This window comes from Serratia sp. BIGb0234 (assembly GCF_024809915.1).
Lineage (GTDB): Bacteria > Pseudomonadota > Gammaproteobacteria > Enterobacterales > Enterobacteriaceae > Serratia > Serratia liquefaciens.
This window is the reverse complement of record NZ_JANUEI010000003.1, coordinates 521,978-537,065: the sequence shown is the minus strand read 5'-3', so window position 1 is coordinate 537,065 and position 15,088 is coordinate 521,978. Positions and strand designations below refer to the sequence as shown.

Sequence of the window (15,088 nt, the reverse complement as noted above, 5' to 3'; positions counted from 1 at the left end):
GCAGGATGCAGCCTCGGCCAGCAATAAAAAAAGGGGCCGTGGCCCCTTTTCTCTTGTTCTGCTTTATTCCGCTTTCGCGGTAGCCGCTTCTTCAGTGCGGTACAGATGAACATCCATCTGCGGGAACGGAATGCCGATATTGTTGGCATCCAGCGCGCGCTTGAAGTTCTCCATCAGATCGAAGTATACGTTCCAGTATTCCGCATTGGTGGTCCAGGAACGGGTGACAAAGTTCAGTGAAGATGGCGCCATCTCGTTCAAGCGTACGGTTACGCCTTTGGCGTGCATGATGCGCTTGTCGGCAGCGATCACATCACCCAACACTTTTTTCACCACGTCGATATCGGCGTTATAAGCCACGCCAACCACGATGTCTACGCGGCGGTTTGGCTCGCGGGAATAGTTGATGATGTTGCCGGCGATGATTTTGCCGTTCGGCACCACGATGGTTTTGTTGTCTGCGGTACGCAGCGTGGTGGAGAAAATCTGCACCTGGTCGACGGTACCGGCTACGCCGCCCAGATCGACATATTCACCGGCACGCAGTGGACGGAAGGCCACCAGCAGCACGCCTGCAGCGAAGTTGGACAGTGAGCCCTGCAGCGCCAGGCCGACGGCCAAACCTGCGGCACCCAACACGGCGATCACCGAGGTGGTCTGAACGCCAACGCGCCCCAGCACGGCGATAAAGGTGAAGGCCAGAATGCCGTAACGCGCCATGGCAGACAGGAAGTCGGCAACCGTGGCGTCAATACCACGCAGCTTCATCACCCGGCTTAATGCATTGCTGACTACGCGTGCAATGATCGAACCGATGATGAAAATAACGATCGCCGCGACGATGTTCACCGCGTACTGAATCAATAAGTCCTGGTTCTGCACCAGCCAGTTACCGGCACCATTAATGCCATCTACTACATTCAGATCTTTCATTCGTGTCGTCCTAACTTGTCCCTAAGGGGATAAACTCGCAAAAAAACTGACATCAGCCGTCAGTCGGAAACCACCGCCTTAGGTTAACCAACATTTCCACCGCATGCCAACCGTAAGCGTCAAAAATAGCCGAAACAGCCGCCACGCTTCTTCTATGCTGAACACAGCGCTATCGCCTTTATAACGATAAGGAACTTCATCGGTTATGCACATTCCATCGTCAATCAAACACTACTGGCAGGTTCGGCCAAGGCTGCTGCTGTCCGTCGGTGCGGGCATTTTGTGCTACCTGCTGCTGCCCGCCACGCTTTCTGAGCTGCAGCGACTGATGCTCGGCTGGAACGTTTTGGCCTGGTGCTATCTGCTGTTTCTCTGGCGACTGATGCTGATCAGCACGCCAAAGCACATCCGCCAACTGGCACGGGCACAGGATGAGAGCGCCAGTATGGTGCTGGCACTGGTCAGCATCGGCTGTCTGGTGAGCATTTTATCCATTCTGTTTGAGCTGAGCACCGCCAAACAGGTCAGCGATTCGCTGAAGACGCTGCATCTGGCGCTGACCGGCGCGACGCTGGTGGTGTCCTGGTTACTGCTGCCCACGGCATTTACCATGCACTATGCCCACCAGTTTTATCGTCAGGGTGCACAGCAGGATCCGCTGCCGCTGTTGTTTCCCGGCGACCTTAAGGAGCCTACCTATTGGGACTTTGCCTATTTCTCGTTCACCATCGCGGTGGCTTCGCAAACTGCCGACGTGGCCGTCGGTGCGGCCGAGGTGCGCAAAGTCGCTCTACTGCAATCGGTGATTTCCTTTGTTTTCAATCTGGTGATCCTGGGGCTGTCGATTAACGTCGGCGCCAGTCTGTTGGGCTAGCAACAAAAAAGGCTCCCCGAAGGGAGCCTTTCAATATGGTTAACAGCTGACCGAGATTACAGAACGTCTACTGCGTTCAGATCTTTGAAAGCCTGTTCCAGACGAGTAATCATGGAAGTCTGGGCTGAACGCAGCCATACGCGTGGATCGTAGTATTTCTTGTTCGGCTGGTCGGCGCCTTTCGGGTTGCCCAACTGGCCCTGCAGGTAAGCTTCGTTCGCTTTGTAGTACTGCAGGATACCGTCCCAGGTTGCCCATTGGGTGTCGGTATCGATGTTCATTTTGATCACGCCGTAACCTACGGATTCTTTGATCTCTGCGTCGGTAGAACCGGAACCGCCGTGGAACACGAAGTTCAGGCTGTTGTGCGGCAGATTGAATTTCTTGGACACGTAGTCCTGAGAATCACGCAGGATGGTCGGAGTCAGTTTAACATTGCCTGGCTTGTATACGCCGTGCACGTTACCGAAGGACGCTGCGATGGTGAAGCGTGGGCTGATGGCGTTCAGTTTTTCGTACGCGTAAGCCACGTCTTCCGGTTGGGTGTACAGAGCGGATGCGTCCATATGGCTGTTGTCCACGCCATCTTCTTCACCGCCGGTGCAGCCCAGTTCGATTTCCAGGGTCATACCGATCTTCGCCATGCGAGTCAGGTATTTGCTGCAAATTTCGATGTTTTCTTCCAGGGACTCTTCAGACAGGTCGATCATGTGAGAAGAGAACAGTGGCTTACCGGTAGCCGCGAAGTGTTTCTCGCCAGCGTCCAGCAGGCCGTCCAGCCATGGCAGCAGTTTCTTCGCACAGTGGTCGGTGTGCAGAATAACCGGCACGCCGTAATGCTCAGCCATCTGGTGAACATGATGTGCACCAGAGATAGCGCCCAGAATTGCTGCACCCTGAGGAACGTCAGTCTTCACGCCTTTACCGGCGATGAACGCGGCACCGCCGTTAGAGAACTGTACGATTACCGGAGCACGCACCTTCGCTGCTGTTTCCAGCACGGCGTTGATGGAGTCGGTACCTACGCAGTTCACTGCTGGCAGAGCAAAGTTGTTCTCTTTAGCTACTGCGAATACTTTCTGAACGTCATCACCAGTGATGACACCCGGTTTTACGAAATCAAAAATTTTAGACATGTTACTTTGTCCTGTTTCGTCGGCCGTAGATGGATGTAAATCGATTTTTCATGCCGCGCCGCATTATGCCGCGCGGTATAAAACAAACGGGCGGCTTTCGCCTCCCGTTGTCTGAATTACTGCTTAGCGCGCTCTTCCAGCATCACAACCGCCGGTAACGCTTTACCTTCCACGAATTCCAGGAAGGCGCCGCCGCCGGTTGAGATGTAGGAAATCTTGTCAGCAATGCCGAACAGGTCGATTGCTGCCAGGGTGTCGCCGCCGCCTGCGATAGAGAAGGCTTCGCTGTCTGCGATAGCGCGAGCGACAATTTCGGTGCCCTTACGGAAGTTAGGGAACTCGAATACGCCAACCGGGCCATTCCACAGAATGGTTTTGGCGTTCTTCAGGATAACGGCCAGACGCTCGGCTGAGACGTCGCCCATATCCAGAATTTGCTCGTTGTCCTGAATTTCGTTCGCCTGCTTCACGGTTGCAACCGCAGTTTCAGAGAACTCGGTCGCCACGCGCACGTCGGTCGGAACTGGAATGTCGCAGGTTTCCAGCAGTTTCTTGGCGTTGTCGATCAGATCAGGTTCGTACAGAGACTGGCCCACGTTGTTGCCCTGCGCCGCCACGAAGGTGTTGGCGATGCCGCCACCGACGATCAGCTGATCGGCGATTTTGGACAGGGAATCCAGTACGGTCAGTTTGGTGGAAACTTTAGAACCACCCACGATGGCAACCATCGGACGGGCTGGGTTGCCCAGCGCTTTACCCAGCGCTTCCAGCTCTGCAGACAGCAGCGGGCCGGCACAGGCAACAGGCGCGAACTTGCCCACGCCATGGGTGGAAGCCTGTGCACGGTGTGCGGTGCCGAAGGCGTCCATCACATACACGTCACACAGTGCCGCATATTTCTTGGACAGGGTTTCGTCGTCTTTTTTCTCGCCCTTGTTGAAACGGACGTTTTCCAGCACGACCAGCTCGCCTTCTGCAACATCAACGCCATCCAGGTAGTCTTTAGCCAGACGTACCGGGTTTTTCAGGTGTTCTTTCAGATAGTTGACAACAGGCAGCAGGGAGAATTCTTCGTTGTACTCGCCTTCGGTAGGACGACCCAGGTGGGAAGTTACCATCACGCGGGCGCCTTGTTTCAGCGCAGCTTCAATAGTCGGCAGGGAGGCACGGATACGTGCATCGGAAGTCACTTTACCGTCTTTCACTGGAACGTTCAGATCGGAGCGGATCAGAACGCGTTTACCTGCCAGATCCAGATCGGACATGTTAATTACAGACATGGTGAACCCTCTTGGTTGATTCTCTATAAAGTTGCCTGAGCGGCGCACCGGCCAGTGCCGATGCCGCCGTACTAGAAACCGCTTGCGGCCATTGCCCGTGTTGTATCCAACATCCGGTTGGCAAAGCCCCATTCATTATCACACCAGACCAAGGTCTTGATCAGGTGTTGTCCGCTGACCCGAGTCTGCGTACCGTCGACGATAGCGCTGTGCGGGTCATGGTTAAAATCGATCGAGACTAATGGTAGTTCCGTATAGTCAACTATACCACGAAAAGATCCCCGTGCGGCCATTTGCAACAGCTGGTTGACCTCTGCCACTTTCACCGCCGAACTGACGCTGACGCTGAGATCGATGGCCGTCACGTTGATGGTTGGTACACGTACGGAAATCGCTTCAAAACGATCGCAAAACTGCGGAAAAACGCGGGTAATACCGGCGGCCAGCTTGGTGTCGACCGGAATAATCGACTGGCTCGCCGCGCGGGTGCGCCGCAAATCCTGGTGATAGGCATCTATCACTGGCTGATCGTTCATTGAGGAGTGAATGGTGGTCACCGTGCCCGACTCGATGCTGTAGGCATCGTCCAGCAGTTTGATCACCGGAATAATGCAGTTGGTGGTGCATGACGCATTGGACACGATGCGGTGTTCCGCCAGCAGCGTCTGATGGTTGACGCCAAACACGATGGTGGCGTCCAGATCGTTGCCGCCGGGGTGAGCGAACAACACTTTTTTCGCCCCCGCCGCCAGATGGGCCTCGCCATCCGCCCGACTGCCGTACACGCCGCTGCAGTCCAGCACCACATCAACGCCCAGCTCGCCCCAGGGAAGCTGTTCCACCGCCGGCTGATGCAGCAAACGAATGGTATCGTCCCCGACGGTCAACATGTCGCATTCCTGGCGAACATCCCAGGCAAAACGGCCATGGCTGGAGTCGTATTTCAGCAGGTGGGCCATCCCCTCGGCGTTCGCCAATTCGTTGATCGCCACCACGGAAATTTCCGCTCTTCGTCCCGATTCATACAGTGCGCGTAAAACGCTGCGGCCTATGCGGCCAAAGCCGTTTATCGCTATGCGGATTGTCATGCTGCTCCTGAAAAAGGGCCTTCTCACACCGGGCATGCTCACCCTATCTGAGAGAGCGCTGATAGGTTATCAAGCTCACTCGCATAGAGTACTTTAGCGCACCGCCTGCTGTGAATCGCCACGTCGCATTATTCCTTCCATCAGCCGCGTGTTCATCACCTTCACTCCGGCGTTTCAGTTGAATTCCGATACAACTGAAACGCTTCAGCTGAGCATAAACCAAAGTTTTGCCAAAAGGAACAGATGCGACAGCTCGCCTGACAACTGATCGACACTTTGCGGGAATAAAATGATCTGGCGCACACTTTTGCCTCCTCCTTGCCCTAGCGACGCGCCAGGTATTCCGACAACAACGAGGCTTCGCCATAGTGTTGGCGGAAATAATCGCGCAAAAATTCGACGGTCACCCGCACCTTCGCCGAGGTCGCCAGGCGTGAAACGTACACCGCCCAAATATCTGCCGGCTGGTAGTAGTCCGGCAGGATATGCACCAGCCAGCCATTTTCAATACTCTCCCGTACGTCCCAGAAAGAACGCAGCGCCACACCCTGTCCGTCCAGGCACCATTGATGCACAATTTCACCGTTGTTGGATGACAGCCCGCCGGTCACCTTCACCGCCTCCTCCCCTTGCGGCCCATGAAGTCGCCACAGGCCAAAAGGATGGTCACGCTCTTTAATTGCCAGACATGCGCGTCCGGAAAGCTCGCTCAAGGTTTTCGGTGTGCCGTAACGCTGCAGGTATTCCGGAGACGCGCACAAAATGCGTTGGTTCTGCGCCAGCTTGCGGGCAATCAGATTGGGGGCAATGTCATCACCGATGCGGATATCCAGGTCAAAACCTTCGCTGACCAAATCCACCAGCCGATCGGAAACGTCCAGCCGCAGTTCAAGCGCCGGGTATTCCAGCGCCAGCGCCGACAGTGCAGGGCCGACAAAACGCCGACCGAAGCCGAAACTGCTGACAATACGCAACGTACCTTGCGGTGCCTTACGGGCGTCGGAAAGCTCATCCATCATTTGATCGACGTCGTTCAGAATGCGTTGTGCCCACTCGTAAATGCGCTCGCCATCTTCGGTGATCGCCACCCGGCGCGTAGTACGGTGCAGCAACGACACGTCCAGCGCCTTTTCCAACAGCGCAATACGTTTGCTGATGAATGCCGGTGAAACGCCCAGCTCGTCGGCGGCGGCAAAACCGGCGCGTCGCGCCACCAACACAAACACCCGCAGGTCACTCAGGATAGGTAGATTATTCATGATTCGTGTTTTATGTTTCACCGTTTCCAGCATTGATTAACAGTTAGTCAATTATAGGATGGAAGGGATGTCAATCGCCCCTCTTCACAAGTGAGATCCTATGAGCAAAAGCTATAAAATCGCCGCCATACCGGGAGACGGTATTGGCCAGGAAGTGATGCCGGAAGGCATTCGGGTGTTGCAAGCTGCTGCCGCGCGTTGGGATTTGTCCCTAGAGTTTGAAACCTTCGAATGGGCCAGCTGCGATTATTACCTGCAGCACGGGCAGATGATGCCGGACGATTGGTTCGAGCAACTACAAGGCTTCGACGCCGTCTATTTTGGTGCCGTCGGCTGGCCGGACAAGGTGCCGGACCATATCTCGCTGTGGGGCTCATTGCTAAAATTCCGTCGCGATTTCGATCAGTACGTCAACCTGCGTCCGGTGCGCTTGTTCCCCGGCGTGCCCTGCCCGCTGGCAAATAAGAACCCGGGGGATATCGATTTTTACGTGGTGCGTGAAAATACCGAAGGGGAGTACTCGTCGCTCGGCGGCCGAATGTTTGAAGGCACAGAACGCGAAATGGTGATCCAGGAGTCGGTGTTCACCCGCCACGGCGTCGACCGCATTTTGAAATACGCCTTTGAGCTGGCGCAACAACGCCCGCGCAAGACGCTCACCGCCGCCACAAAATCCAACGGAATGGCGATCAGCATGCCGTATTGGGATGAACGCGTAGCCGCCATGGCGCAGCAGTATCCGAACATTCGCTGGGACAAACAGCATATCGATATTCTGTGCGCGCGCTTCGTGCTGCAACCCGAACGTTTCGACGTGGTGGTGGCCTCCAACCTGTTCGGCGACATCCTGTCCGATCTTGGCCCGGCCTGCGCCGGCACTATCGGTATCGCGCCTTCGGCCAACCTTAACCCCGAGCGCAATTTCCCTTCACTGTTCGAGCCGGTGCACGGTTCCGCACCGGATATTTTCGGCAAAAACATCGCCAACCCTGTCGCCATGATCTGGGCCGGTGCCATGATGCTGGACTTCCTCGGTAAGGATGAACCACGCTATCGCCAGGCGCACGACGGTATTCTCGCCGCCATCGAACAGGTTATCGCCTGCGGGCCACGTACCCCGGACATGCACGGCGATGCCACCACCCAACAGGTCGGTCAGGCGATCGCCGCCCTGCTTTAGCCTCAGGCCTTGGGGAAAATCCACAGGTGCTCTGCCGGCAAGGACAGCCGGCAAAGCGTCTGTCCACGCACTTCGGTGCCATAAGCCCGCACCACGAAATCTTCAGCAACGGTGCGGAACAGGTATTCCCAACGATCGCCCAGGTACATGCTGGTCAGCAGTGGCAACTCCAGTTGGTTGCCCTGGGGATCCTCACCCAGGCGCACGCGTTCTACCCGGATCACCGCCGTGGCTTCATCGCCAACCTTTACCCCTGCGCCTGCCATGCCCCACAGCGCCCAATCTTTCCCTTCGATGCGCGCTTTGCCCTCGCTCATCTCGGTGATTTTGCCGAACAGGCGGTTATTGCTGCCCATAAACTCGGCGGTAAACAGGGTCGAGGGGGAGCCGTACATTTCCTGCGGCGTGCCCTGCTGTTCGATCTTGCCGTTGTTGAGCAACAAAATGCGATCGGAAATGGCCATCGCCTCGTTCTGATCGTGGGTCACCATCAGCGCCGACAACCCCAGCTTGATAATCAGTTCACGCAGGAACACCCGCGCCTCTTCGCGCAGCTTGGCATCCAGGTTGGATAGCGGCTCATCCAGCAGGATCACCGGCGGGTTGTACACCAACGCCCGACCAATCGCCACGCGCTGCTGCTGGCCGCCGGACAGCTGATGCGGATGGCGTTTGCCCAGATGCCCCAGTCCCAGTTGATCCAGCACCCCTTGCACCCGCTGGGTAATTTCCGCCGTGGAAACTTTGCGTAATTTCAGTGGATAGGCGACGTTCTCAAACACGGTTTTATGCGGCCACAGGGCATAGGACTGGAATACCAGCCCGAGGTTGCGCTCCTCCGCCGGGATCTCGCTGCGCGCAGTGCCGTCGTACACCTTATTGCTGCCAATGATAATGCTGCCCTGCGTTGGCTTTTCCAGCCCGGCGACCGCCCGCAACAGCGTCGTTTTACCGCTGCCCGACGGCCCCAGCAGCGAAACCACCTCGCCGCGCTTGAGCTGCATCGAAACGCCTTTCAGCACCGGGTTGTCGCCGTAGGTCAAATGCAGGTTCTCTACCGAAAGTTCAATCATGTAATTTCACTCCAAAGCGCAAGGCGATCCCCAGCCCCAGCACCACCAGCAGGATGTTAATGAAGGAGAGCGCGGCCACGATATCAATGGCACCCGCCGCCCACAGCGAAACCAGCATCGAACCTATGGTTTCGGTGCCTGGAGACAACAGGTAAACCCCGGTGGAATACTCTCGTTCGAAAATCAGGAACATCAGCAACCACGAGCCGATCAGGCCGTAGCGCGACAGCGGAATAGTCACGTGACGAGTGATCTGCCCACGGGAGGCACCGGCACTGCGCGCAGCCTCTTCCAGTTCAGGGCCGACCTGCAACAGCGTCGAGGAGATCAACCTCAGGCCGTAGGCCATCCACACCACGGTATACGCCAGCCAAACGCTGAAGATGGTGCTGCGCAAAGAACGTAGCCAGACAATCAGGTTTTCCCGCAGCCATTCGGCGACCGGCAGGGCCGATAACCAGCCCTCTTTCAACGACTTGTCCAGCCACATCGGCAGGAACAGGAACACCCACAGGAACGCCAGCCCCGCCAGCAAACCCGGCACCGCACGCGGTACCAGCACGCTGTAATCGAGAAAACGGGTAGCACCGTCGGGTTTGCGGTGCATGGCAATGCCGATGAACAGATAACAGACTACCGCCAGAGCACCGCCGATCACCCCTATCGCCATCGAGTTGACGATGGCTCGCAACAGGTTGGGTTGCTGCCAGATGGTGCGGAAGGTATTGAGCGACAGCTCGTCCCAGATAGAAACACCCACGCCCCAGTTGGAAATAAAGGCACGCAGCACCACGCCAACCAGTGGCACACCTATGGTCACCGTCAGCCAAAACACCACCACCGCACCGGCGACCCAGCGCCATTTGCCCAGCGGCAGCGCCCGCGCCTGCGACGCCTTGCCCTTGACGGTGACGAAACGGTTGGCGGTACGCATCAGACGGCGCTGCAACATCACCAGCGGAATGGTGATGCAAATCAGCACCACCGCCACTGCCGCCATCAGGTGGTAAGACGGCGTGCCCAGCTTGTTGGTCAGTTGATACAGGTAGGTCGCCAGCACCAGGTTCCCTTCCGGATCGCCCAGCACCAGCATCAGGCCGAACACCTCCAGCCCGAGAAAGAACAGCAATACGCCGGCATACAGAATCGAAGGGCGCACCATCGGCAAGCTGACGGCCGTCATGACCTGCAAGGGCGAAGCCCCTGCCGTACGAGCGGCCTCCTCCACGTCGGAGCCGACGCTGCGCAAGGCCGAGGAAATATAAAGATAAGCGTGCGGTACGTGGGTTAATCCGGCAATGACCACAATGCTGGCCATCGAGTAGATATTCCAGGGCACAAAGCCCAGCAGCGATTCCGCCCATAGCGAGAAGAAGCCGACCGGCCCGGCGGCCACCACGTAGCCAAAGCCCAGCACCATCGGTGAGACAAAGATCGGCACCAGGATCAGCGGTTCAATAAACCGACGACCGGGCAAATCGGTTCTGACCATCAAAAAGGCCAGAATACCTCCCAGCGGAATGGCGATCACCACTAAGCCAAAGGCCAGGATAAAGCCACTTTTCAGCGCCTTGTAAAAGTCGGGATCGGTAAAAATAAACTCGAACGCCTCAAGGCTAAAAACCTTGGAGGGCGAAAAAAAAGGTGCGGAGAGAAAACTTTGAATCACGATAAATGACAGCGGCACATAGATAACCAGCGCGGTTATCACCACCACCAAGCCACGCGGCAGGCTCTGCCACTTTCTGCGCCATGTATTCATAATCTATCCCAATGGTTGTAAACATCGACCACCAAAGGGCGCGCGCCTCCCTGGCAGACGCGCGTCCGGAGCCTGTCCTAATTTATTTTGCCGCGGCGGTACGCCATTGCTTGATGTAGTCCAACCGTTTGGCCGGCTGCAGGTACTCCAACAGGCTCTCGTCCACCGGAATAGGCTTCAGCGCGTTGCCAAGCATTTTGGTCATGCCGTCGATGTCGTTTTTGCCTTCAATGTCATTACGGATAGAGGGAATATCCGCCTGGTTGGCGAGAATGCTCTGGCCCTTTTCCGACAATACGTAGTTAAGCCAAAGTTTTGCCGCGTTGCTGTTGGCAGCCTCTTTGCTGATAAAGGACACGCGCGACAGCACCAGGGTGTAATCTTTCGGGTAAGCGATGCCCAGAGAAGGGTCAGTTTTGGCGCGGGCTTCGGCGTAGGAACCCAGAATGTTGAAACCAATCAGGTTTTCACCGGACGATACCCTTTCCATCATGGTACCGGTGGACGACTGCACGGCCAGACCGCCTTTGGCAACGTCAGCCAGCGTAGCAAAATAGTTCGGGTCGGCCTTGAAGTCCTGCACCGACAGCATGAAGCCCAACCCTGATTTTTCAATGTCATAGGTCGTGACTTTCTTTTTAAACTTGTCGGTTTGACTGGCGATCAGCTTTGCCAGCGCAGCGTGCGAGTCCGGCACATCCCCCTGCGGGATCAGCCGTTTGTTATAAATGAAGACCACCGGCTCATAGGTGGTGCCGTAGGCTCTCTCTTTCCAGACCGCCCACTTGGGCAGTTGGCCCTGTTCAGGCGAGGCGTATTCTTGCGCATAGTCGGTTGCCAACTTCAGCGCGGTATCCATCGACGAACTCCACACCACGTCACCGCTGGTGCCACCCGCCGCCTGTTCGCTGATATAGCGGTTATACAGCTCGGTGCTGTTCATGTCGTTGTATTCGACCTTAACGCCCGGATACAGCGCTTCGAACCCCTGAATCAACGGTCCTGCGGCTTTGGTATCCGTGGTGGAATACACCACTACCTTGCCCTCTTTCTTCGCGCCATCCACAATTTTCTGATAGTCGGCTGGATAGCCTGCAGGGAACTCAGCGTAAGCAGGCACTGCACCCAGTACCGCCATCGCCACCACCGACGCGCCGATTCTTGTTAACATAATCAACTCCTGGTTACATTTAATAAACTAAAAATTAACATATAGTTAATAAGTGTTCTTAAGCAACGCCGTTGATTTTTTATCTTCGTATTTTGTGAGGTTGGGCGATTTTTGGGCAAGAAAAAGCCCGGCAAGATGCCGGGCTCAGATTGATGACAAAGTCCTTTGCAGTTAAAAATTCCGATCTTGGGACGAATAAAAACAAAGGATTATGTCTTCAGATTTACCCCAAACAGCCGAAAACCACGTTTTTCGGCTGTTTGTCATTAGACTAAGCCCGGCAAGGTGCCGGGCCTGGGGTAATGCGACGCGAGATGCCTTATTTCAGCAGTGCCTGCGCCTTGGCCACCACGTTATCCACGGTGAAGCCGAACTCTTTGAACAGCTGCTCTGCCGGTGCCGACTCACCAAAGGTGGTCATGCCCACGATAGCGCCGTTCAGGCCCACGTACTTGTACCAGTAGTCCGCGATACCCGCTTCCACCGCCACGCGGGCAGTGACCGCCGCCGGCAGCACGGATTCACGGTAAGCCGCGTCCTGCTTGTCGAAGGCGTCGGTAGACGGCATCGAGACCACGCGCACCTTGGTGCCCGCCGCGCTCAGCTTGTCTGCCGCTTCCACGGTGATGCCCACTTCCGAACCGGTGGCAATCAGGATGACGTCCGGCGCACCGGCACAGTCCTTCAGCACGTAGCCGCCGCGGTAAACGTTGGCCAGCTGCTCCGCGGTACGCGGCTGCTGGGTCAGGTTCTGACGCGAGAAAATCAGCGTGGTCGGGCCGTCATTGCGCTCGATGCCGTACTGCCAGGCAATCGCCGATTCCACCTGGTCACACGGACGCCAGGTGCTCATGTTCGGGGTCACGCGCAGACTGGCAATCTGCTCAACCGGCTGGTGTGTCGGGCCGTCTTCGCCCAGACCGATGGAGTCGTGGGTATAAACGAACACGTTGCGGATTTTCATCAGCGCCGCCATGCGCACCGCGTTACGGGCATATTCCACGAACATCAGGAAGGTCGCGGAGTACGGCAGGAAGCCGCCGTGCAGCGCGATGCCGTTGGTGATGGCGGTCATGCCGAACTCGCGCACGCCGTAGTGGATGTAGTTACCCGCCGGATCAACGTTCAGCGCTTTCGAGCCGGACCACATGGTCAGGTTGCTTGGCGCCAGGTCAGCGGAGCCGCCGAGGAACTCAGGCAGCACCTTGCCGAAGGCTTCCAGCGCGTTCTGCGAGGCCTTGCGGCTGGCGATGTTGGCCGGGTTGGCCTGCAGCTGCTCGACGAAGGCTTTGGCGTCGGCTTTCCAGTTGGCCGGCAGTTCGCCGTTCATGCGGCGTTTGAACTCGGCAGCCAGTTCCGGGAAGGCCTTGGCGTAGGCGGCGAACTTGTCGTTCCAGGCCGCTTCTTTCGCCTTGCCGGCTTCTTTGGCGTCCCACTGGGCATAGATGTCCTGCGGGATTTCGAAGGCGGCGTATTTCCAGCCCAGGGCTTCGCGGGTGGCGGCCACTTCGGCGGCGCCCAGCGCAGCACCGTGCACGTCGTGGGTACCGGCCTTGTTCGGGGAGCCGAAGCCAATCACGGTTTTGCACATCAGCAGGGACGGCTTGTCGGTGACCTTGCGGGCTTCTTCAATCGCGGCCTTGATGGCATCCGGGTTGTGGCCGTCCACGTGACGCACCACGTGCCAGCCGTAGGCTTCAAAGCGCTCGGCGGTGTTGTCGGTGAACCAGCCTTCCACGTGACCGTCGATGGAGATGCCGTTGTCATCGTAGAACGCGGTCAGTTTGCCGAGTTTGAGGGTACCGGCCAGGGAACAGACTTCGTGAGAGATGCCTTCCATCATGCAGCCATCGCCCATAAAGGCGTAGGTGTGGTGGTCGACCACGTCATGGCCCGGGCGGTTGAACTGCGCAGCCAGGGTGCGTTCGGCAATGGCGAAGCCGACGGCGTTGGCGATGCCCTGGCCCAGTGGGCCGGTGGTGGTTTCCACACCAGGGGTGTAGCCGTATTCCGGGTGACCCGGGGTTTTGGAGTGCAGTTGGCGGAAGTTTTCCAGCTCGCTCATCGGCAGGTCGTAGCCGGTGAGGTGCAACAGGCTGTAAATCAGCATGGAGCCATGGCCGTTGGAGAGGACGAAGCGGTCACGGTCAGCCCAGTGCGGGTTGGTCGGGTTGTGGTTCAGGTAGTCACGCCACAGGACTTCGGCGATGTCCGCCATGCCCATAGGTGCACCCGGGTGGCCGGAATTTGCTTTTTGTACGGCGTCCATGCTGAGTGCGCGGATGGCGTTGGCAAGCTCTTTACGAGAGGACATGTTTTACTCCAGGTCGGATTAAAAAATCAGTCAAGTTTTCTATTTTCTCAGACTCCGCATTAAAACGGCAATCCCTAATACCAAATGAGAGCGAGTTCACAACTTATTAGCACAATTGGTCGGTTTTTCGGAATAACACTATTTTCCCGATTGTCGGCGTACACTAGTCTCAAGCGGCAAGATTTCCCTAAACTAAAATGACACGACCCCCTTGTTACTCTCACAGGAAAATGGCTTTATGAAGATCCGTACCTCTTTGATTGCATTAAGCATTGCCACTTTGGTAAGCGGCTGTCAAAACCTGAACACCGATACCCTGATGCAGTCTGGCGCGCAGGCGTTCCAGGCCGCGACGCTGAGCAATAACGACGTAAAAATCCTGAGTGATAAATCCTGCGCAGAGATGGACAGCAAGGCACAAATCGCGCCGGCCGACAGTACCTATGCCAAACGCCTGAACAAAATCGCGGCGGCGCTGGGAGATAATATCAACGGCACGCCGGCCAACTATAAGGTCTACGTCACAAAAGACGTGAATGCCTGGGCAATGGCCAACGGCTGTATCCGCGTTTACAGCGGGCTGATGGACATGATGACCGACAATGAAGTGGAAGGCGTGCTGGGCCACGAAATGGGCCACGTGGCGCTGGGCCATACCCGCAAAGCAATGCAGGTCGCTTACGGCACCGTGGCATTGCGTACCGCAGCGGCCTCGACCGGCGGCATCATAGGGTCGCTGTCGCAGTCACAGTTGGCGGATATGGGCGAGAAGCTGGTTAACGCTCAGTTCTCCCAAAAACAGGAAAGCGAAGCCGATGACTATTCGTTCGATCTGCTGAAACAACGCGGCATCGACCCGAACGGCCTGGTCACCAGCTTTGAAAAACTGGCTAAAATGGAGGCCGGCCGTCAGAGCAGCATGTTTGACGATCACCCCGCTTCCGAAGCGCGCGCACAGCATATTCGCGAGCGCATCGCAGCAGGCAAGTAAAACACAACGCCCGGCAGATGCCGGGCG

The 15,088-nt window shown here is 56.8% G+C and carries 12 protein-coding genes; 3 read left to right on the top strand and 9 right to left on the bottom strand.

Annotation, left to right across the window (positions count from 1 at the left end):
• Positions 1–63: 63 nt before the first annotated feature.
• Entirely contained in the window at positions 64–933 is an 870-nt protein-coding gene (gene mscS / locus M2407_RS15310) for a small-conductance mechanosensitive channel MscS (RefSeq protein ID WP_020828520.1), read from the bottom strand.
• A gap of 205 nt (positions 934–1,138) precedes the next feature.
• Between mscS and M2407_RS15305 the strand changes: the two genes are divergently transcribed.
• Positions 1,139–1,807: a DUF1345 domain-containing protein gene (locus M2407_RS15305; protein ID WP_020828521.1), complete on the top strand. Its 669-nt coding sequence runs from the start codon at positions 1,139–1,141 to the stop codon at positions 1,805–1,807.
• A 56-nt stretch (positions 1,808–1,863) separates the two neighbouring features.
• Here the strand turns inward: M2407_RS15305 and fbaA are convergent, their stop codons facing one another.
• The 4 genes from fbaA to M2407_RS15285 all read right to left on the bottom strand — a co-directional run bounded on the left by fbaA (position 1,864) and on the right by M2407_RS15285 (position 6,591).
• Positions 1,864–2,943, bottom strand: a complete 1,080-nt coding sequence (gene fbaA, locus M2407_RS15300) for a class II fructose-bisphosphate aldolase (protein ID WP_020828522.1) — start codon at positions 2,941–2,943, stop codon at positions 1,864–1,866.
• Between the two features lie 116 nt (positions 2,944–3,059).
• On the bottom strand, positions 3,060–4,223 hold the full coding sequence (gene pgk / locus M2407_RS15295) for a phosphoglycerate kinase (RefSeq protein ID WP_020828523.1): 1,164 nt from the start codon (positions 4,221–4,223) through the stop codon (positions 3,060–3,062).
• A gap of 71 nt (positions 4,224–4,294) precedes the next feature.
• The gene (epd, locus tag M2407_RS15290) at positions 4,295–5,311 is read right to left on the bottom strand and encodes an erythrose-4-phosphate dehydrogenase (RefSeq protein WP_020828524.1); all 1,017 of its coding nucleotides are present in this window, start codon (positions 5,309–5,311) and stop codon (positions 4,295–4,297) included.
• A gap of 323 nt (positions 5,312–5,634) precedes the next feature.
• On the bottom strand, positions 5,635–6,591 hold the full coding sequence (locus M2407_RS15285; RefSeq protein WP_259218542.1) for a LysR substrate-binding domain-containing protein: 957 nt from the start codon (positions 6,589–6,591) through the stop codon (positions 5,635–5,637).
• A 79-nt stretch (positions 6,592–6,670) separates the two neighbouring features.
• Between M2407_RS15285 and M2407_RS15280 the strand changes: the two genes are divergently transcribed.
• The gene (locus tag M2407_RS15280; RefSeq protein WP_259218540.1) at positions 6,671–7,750 is read left to right on the top strand and encodes a tartrate dehydrogenase; all 1,080 of its coding nucleotides are present in this window, start codon (positions 6,671–6,673) and stop codon (positions 7,748–7,750) included.
• A 2-nt stretch (positions 7,751–7,752) separates the two neighbouring features.
• Here M2407_RS15280 and M2407_RS15275 read toward each other — a convergent pair whose 3' ends face one another.
• The 4 genes from M2407_RS15275 to tkt all read right to left on the bottom strand — a co-directional run bounded on the left by M2407_RS15275 (position 7,753) and on the right by tkt (position 14,070).
• Entirely contained in the window at positions 7,753–8,823 is a 1,071-nt protein-coding gene (locus M2407_RS15275; protein ID WP_046372679.1) for an ABC transporter ATP-binding protein, read from the bottom strand.
• Complete coding sequence (locus M2407_RS15270) at positions 8,816–10,585, bottom strand: iron ABC transporter permease (protein WP_020828532.1); 1,770 nt, start codon at positions 10,583–10,585, stop codon at positions 8,816–8,818. The genes M2407_RS15275 and M2407_RS15270 overlap by 8 nt, the downstream gene beginning before the upstream one ends.
• 82 nt (positions 10,586–10,667) lie before the next feature.
• The gene (locus M2407_RS15265; protein ID WP_369982361.1) at positions 10,668–11,723 is read right to left on the bottom strand and encodes an ABC transporter substrate-binding protein; all 1,056 of its coding nucleotides are present in this window, start codon (positions 11,721–11,723) and stop codon (positions 10,668–10,670) included.
• Positions 11,724–12,075: 352 nt separating this feature from the next.
• Positions 12,076–14,070 (bottom strand): transketolase, encoded by a 1,995-nt coding sequence (gene tkt, locus M2407_RS15260; protein ID WP_259218539.1) that lies wholly within the window; start codon positions 14,068–14,070, stop codon positions 12,076–12,078.
• A 238-nt stretch (positions 14,071–14,308) separates the two neighbouring features.
• On the opposite strand from tkt, the gene M2407_RS15255 reads away from it, so the two are divergent.
• Positions 14,309–15,061: a M48 family metallopeptidase gene (locus M2407_RS15255; RefSeq protein ID WP_020828534.1), complete on the top strand. Its 753-nt coding sequence runs from the start codon at positions 14,309–14,311 to the stop codon at positions 15,059–15,061.
• The last annotated feature ends 27 nt before the right edge of the window (positions 15,062–15,088 follow it).

Excerpts from the sequence above, each read along its gene's own strand:
- mscS (WP_020828520.1), bottom strand. The coding sequence starts at position 933 with ATGAAAGATCTGAATGTAGTAGATGGCATTAATGGTGCCGGTAACTGG.
- M2407_RS15305 (WP_020828521.1), top strand. The coding sequence starts at position 1,139 with ATGCACATTCCATCGTCAATCAAACACTACTGGCAGGTTCGGCCAAGG.
- fbaA (WP_020828522.1), bottom strand. The coding sequence starts at position 2,943 with ATGTCTAAAATTTTTGATTTCGTAAAACCGGGTGTCATCACTGGTGAT.
- pgk (WP_020828523.1), bottom strand. The coding sequence starts at position 4,223 with ATGTCTGTAATTAACATGTCCGATCTGGATCTGGCAGGTAAACGCGTT.
- epd (WP_020828524.1), bottom strand. The coding sequence starts at position 5,311 with ATGACAATCCGCATAGCGATAAACGGCTTTGGCCGCATAGGCCGCAGC.
- M2407_RS15280 (WP_259218540.1), top strand. The coding sequence starts at position 6,671 with ATGAGCAAAAGCTATAAAATCGCCGCCATACCGGGAGACGGTATTGGC.
- M2407_RS15275 (WP_046372679.1), bottom strand. The coding sequence starts at position 8,823 with ATGATTGAACTTTCGGTAGAGAACCTGCATTTGACCTACGGCGACAAC.
- M2407_RS15270 (WP_020828532.1), bottom strand. The coding sequence starts at position 10,585 with ATGAATACATGGCGCAGAAAGTGGCAGAGCCTGCCGCGTGGCTTGGTG.
- M2407_RS15265 (WP_369982361.1), bottom strand. The coding sequence starts at position 11,723 with ATGGCGGTACTGGGTGCAGTGCCTGCTTACGCTGAGTTCCCTGCAGGC.
- tkt (WP_259218539.1), bottom strand. The coding sequence starts at position 14,070 with ATGTCCTCTCGTAAAGAGCTTGCCAACGCCATCCGCGCACTCAGCATG.
- M2407_RS15255 (WP_020828534.1), top strand. The coding sequence starts at position 14,309 with ATGAAGATCCGTACCTCTTTGATTGCATTAAGCATTGCCACTTTGGTA.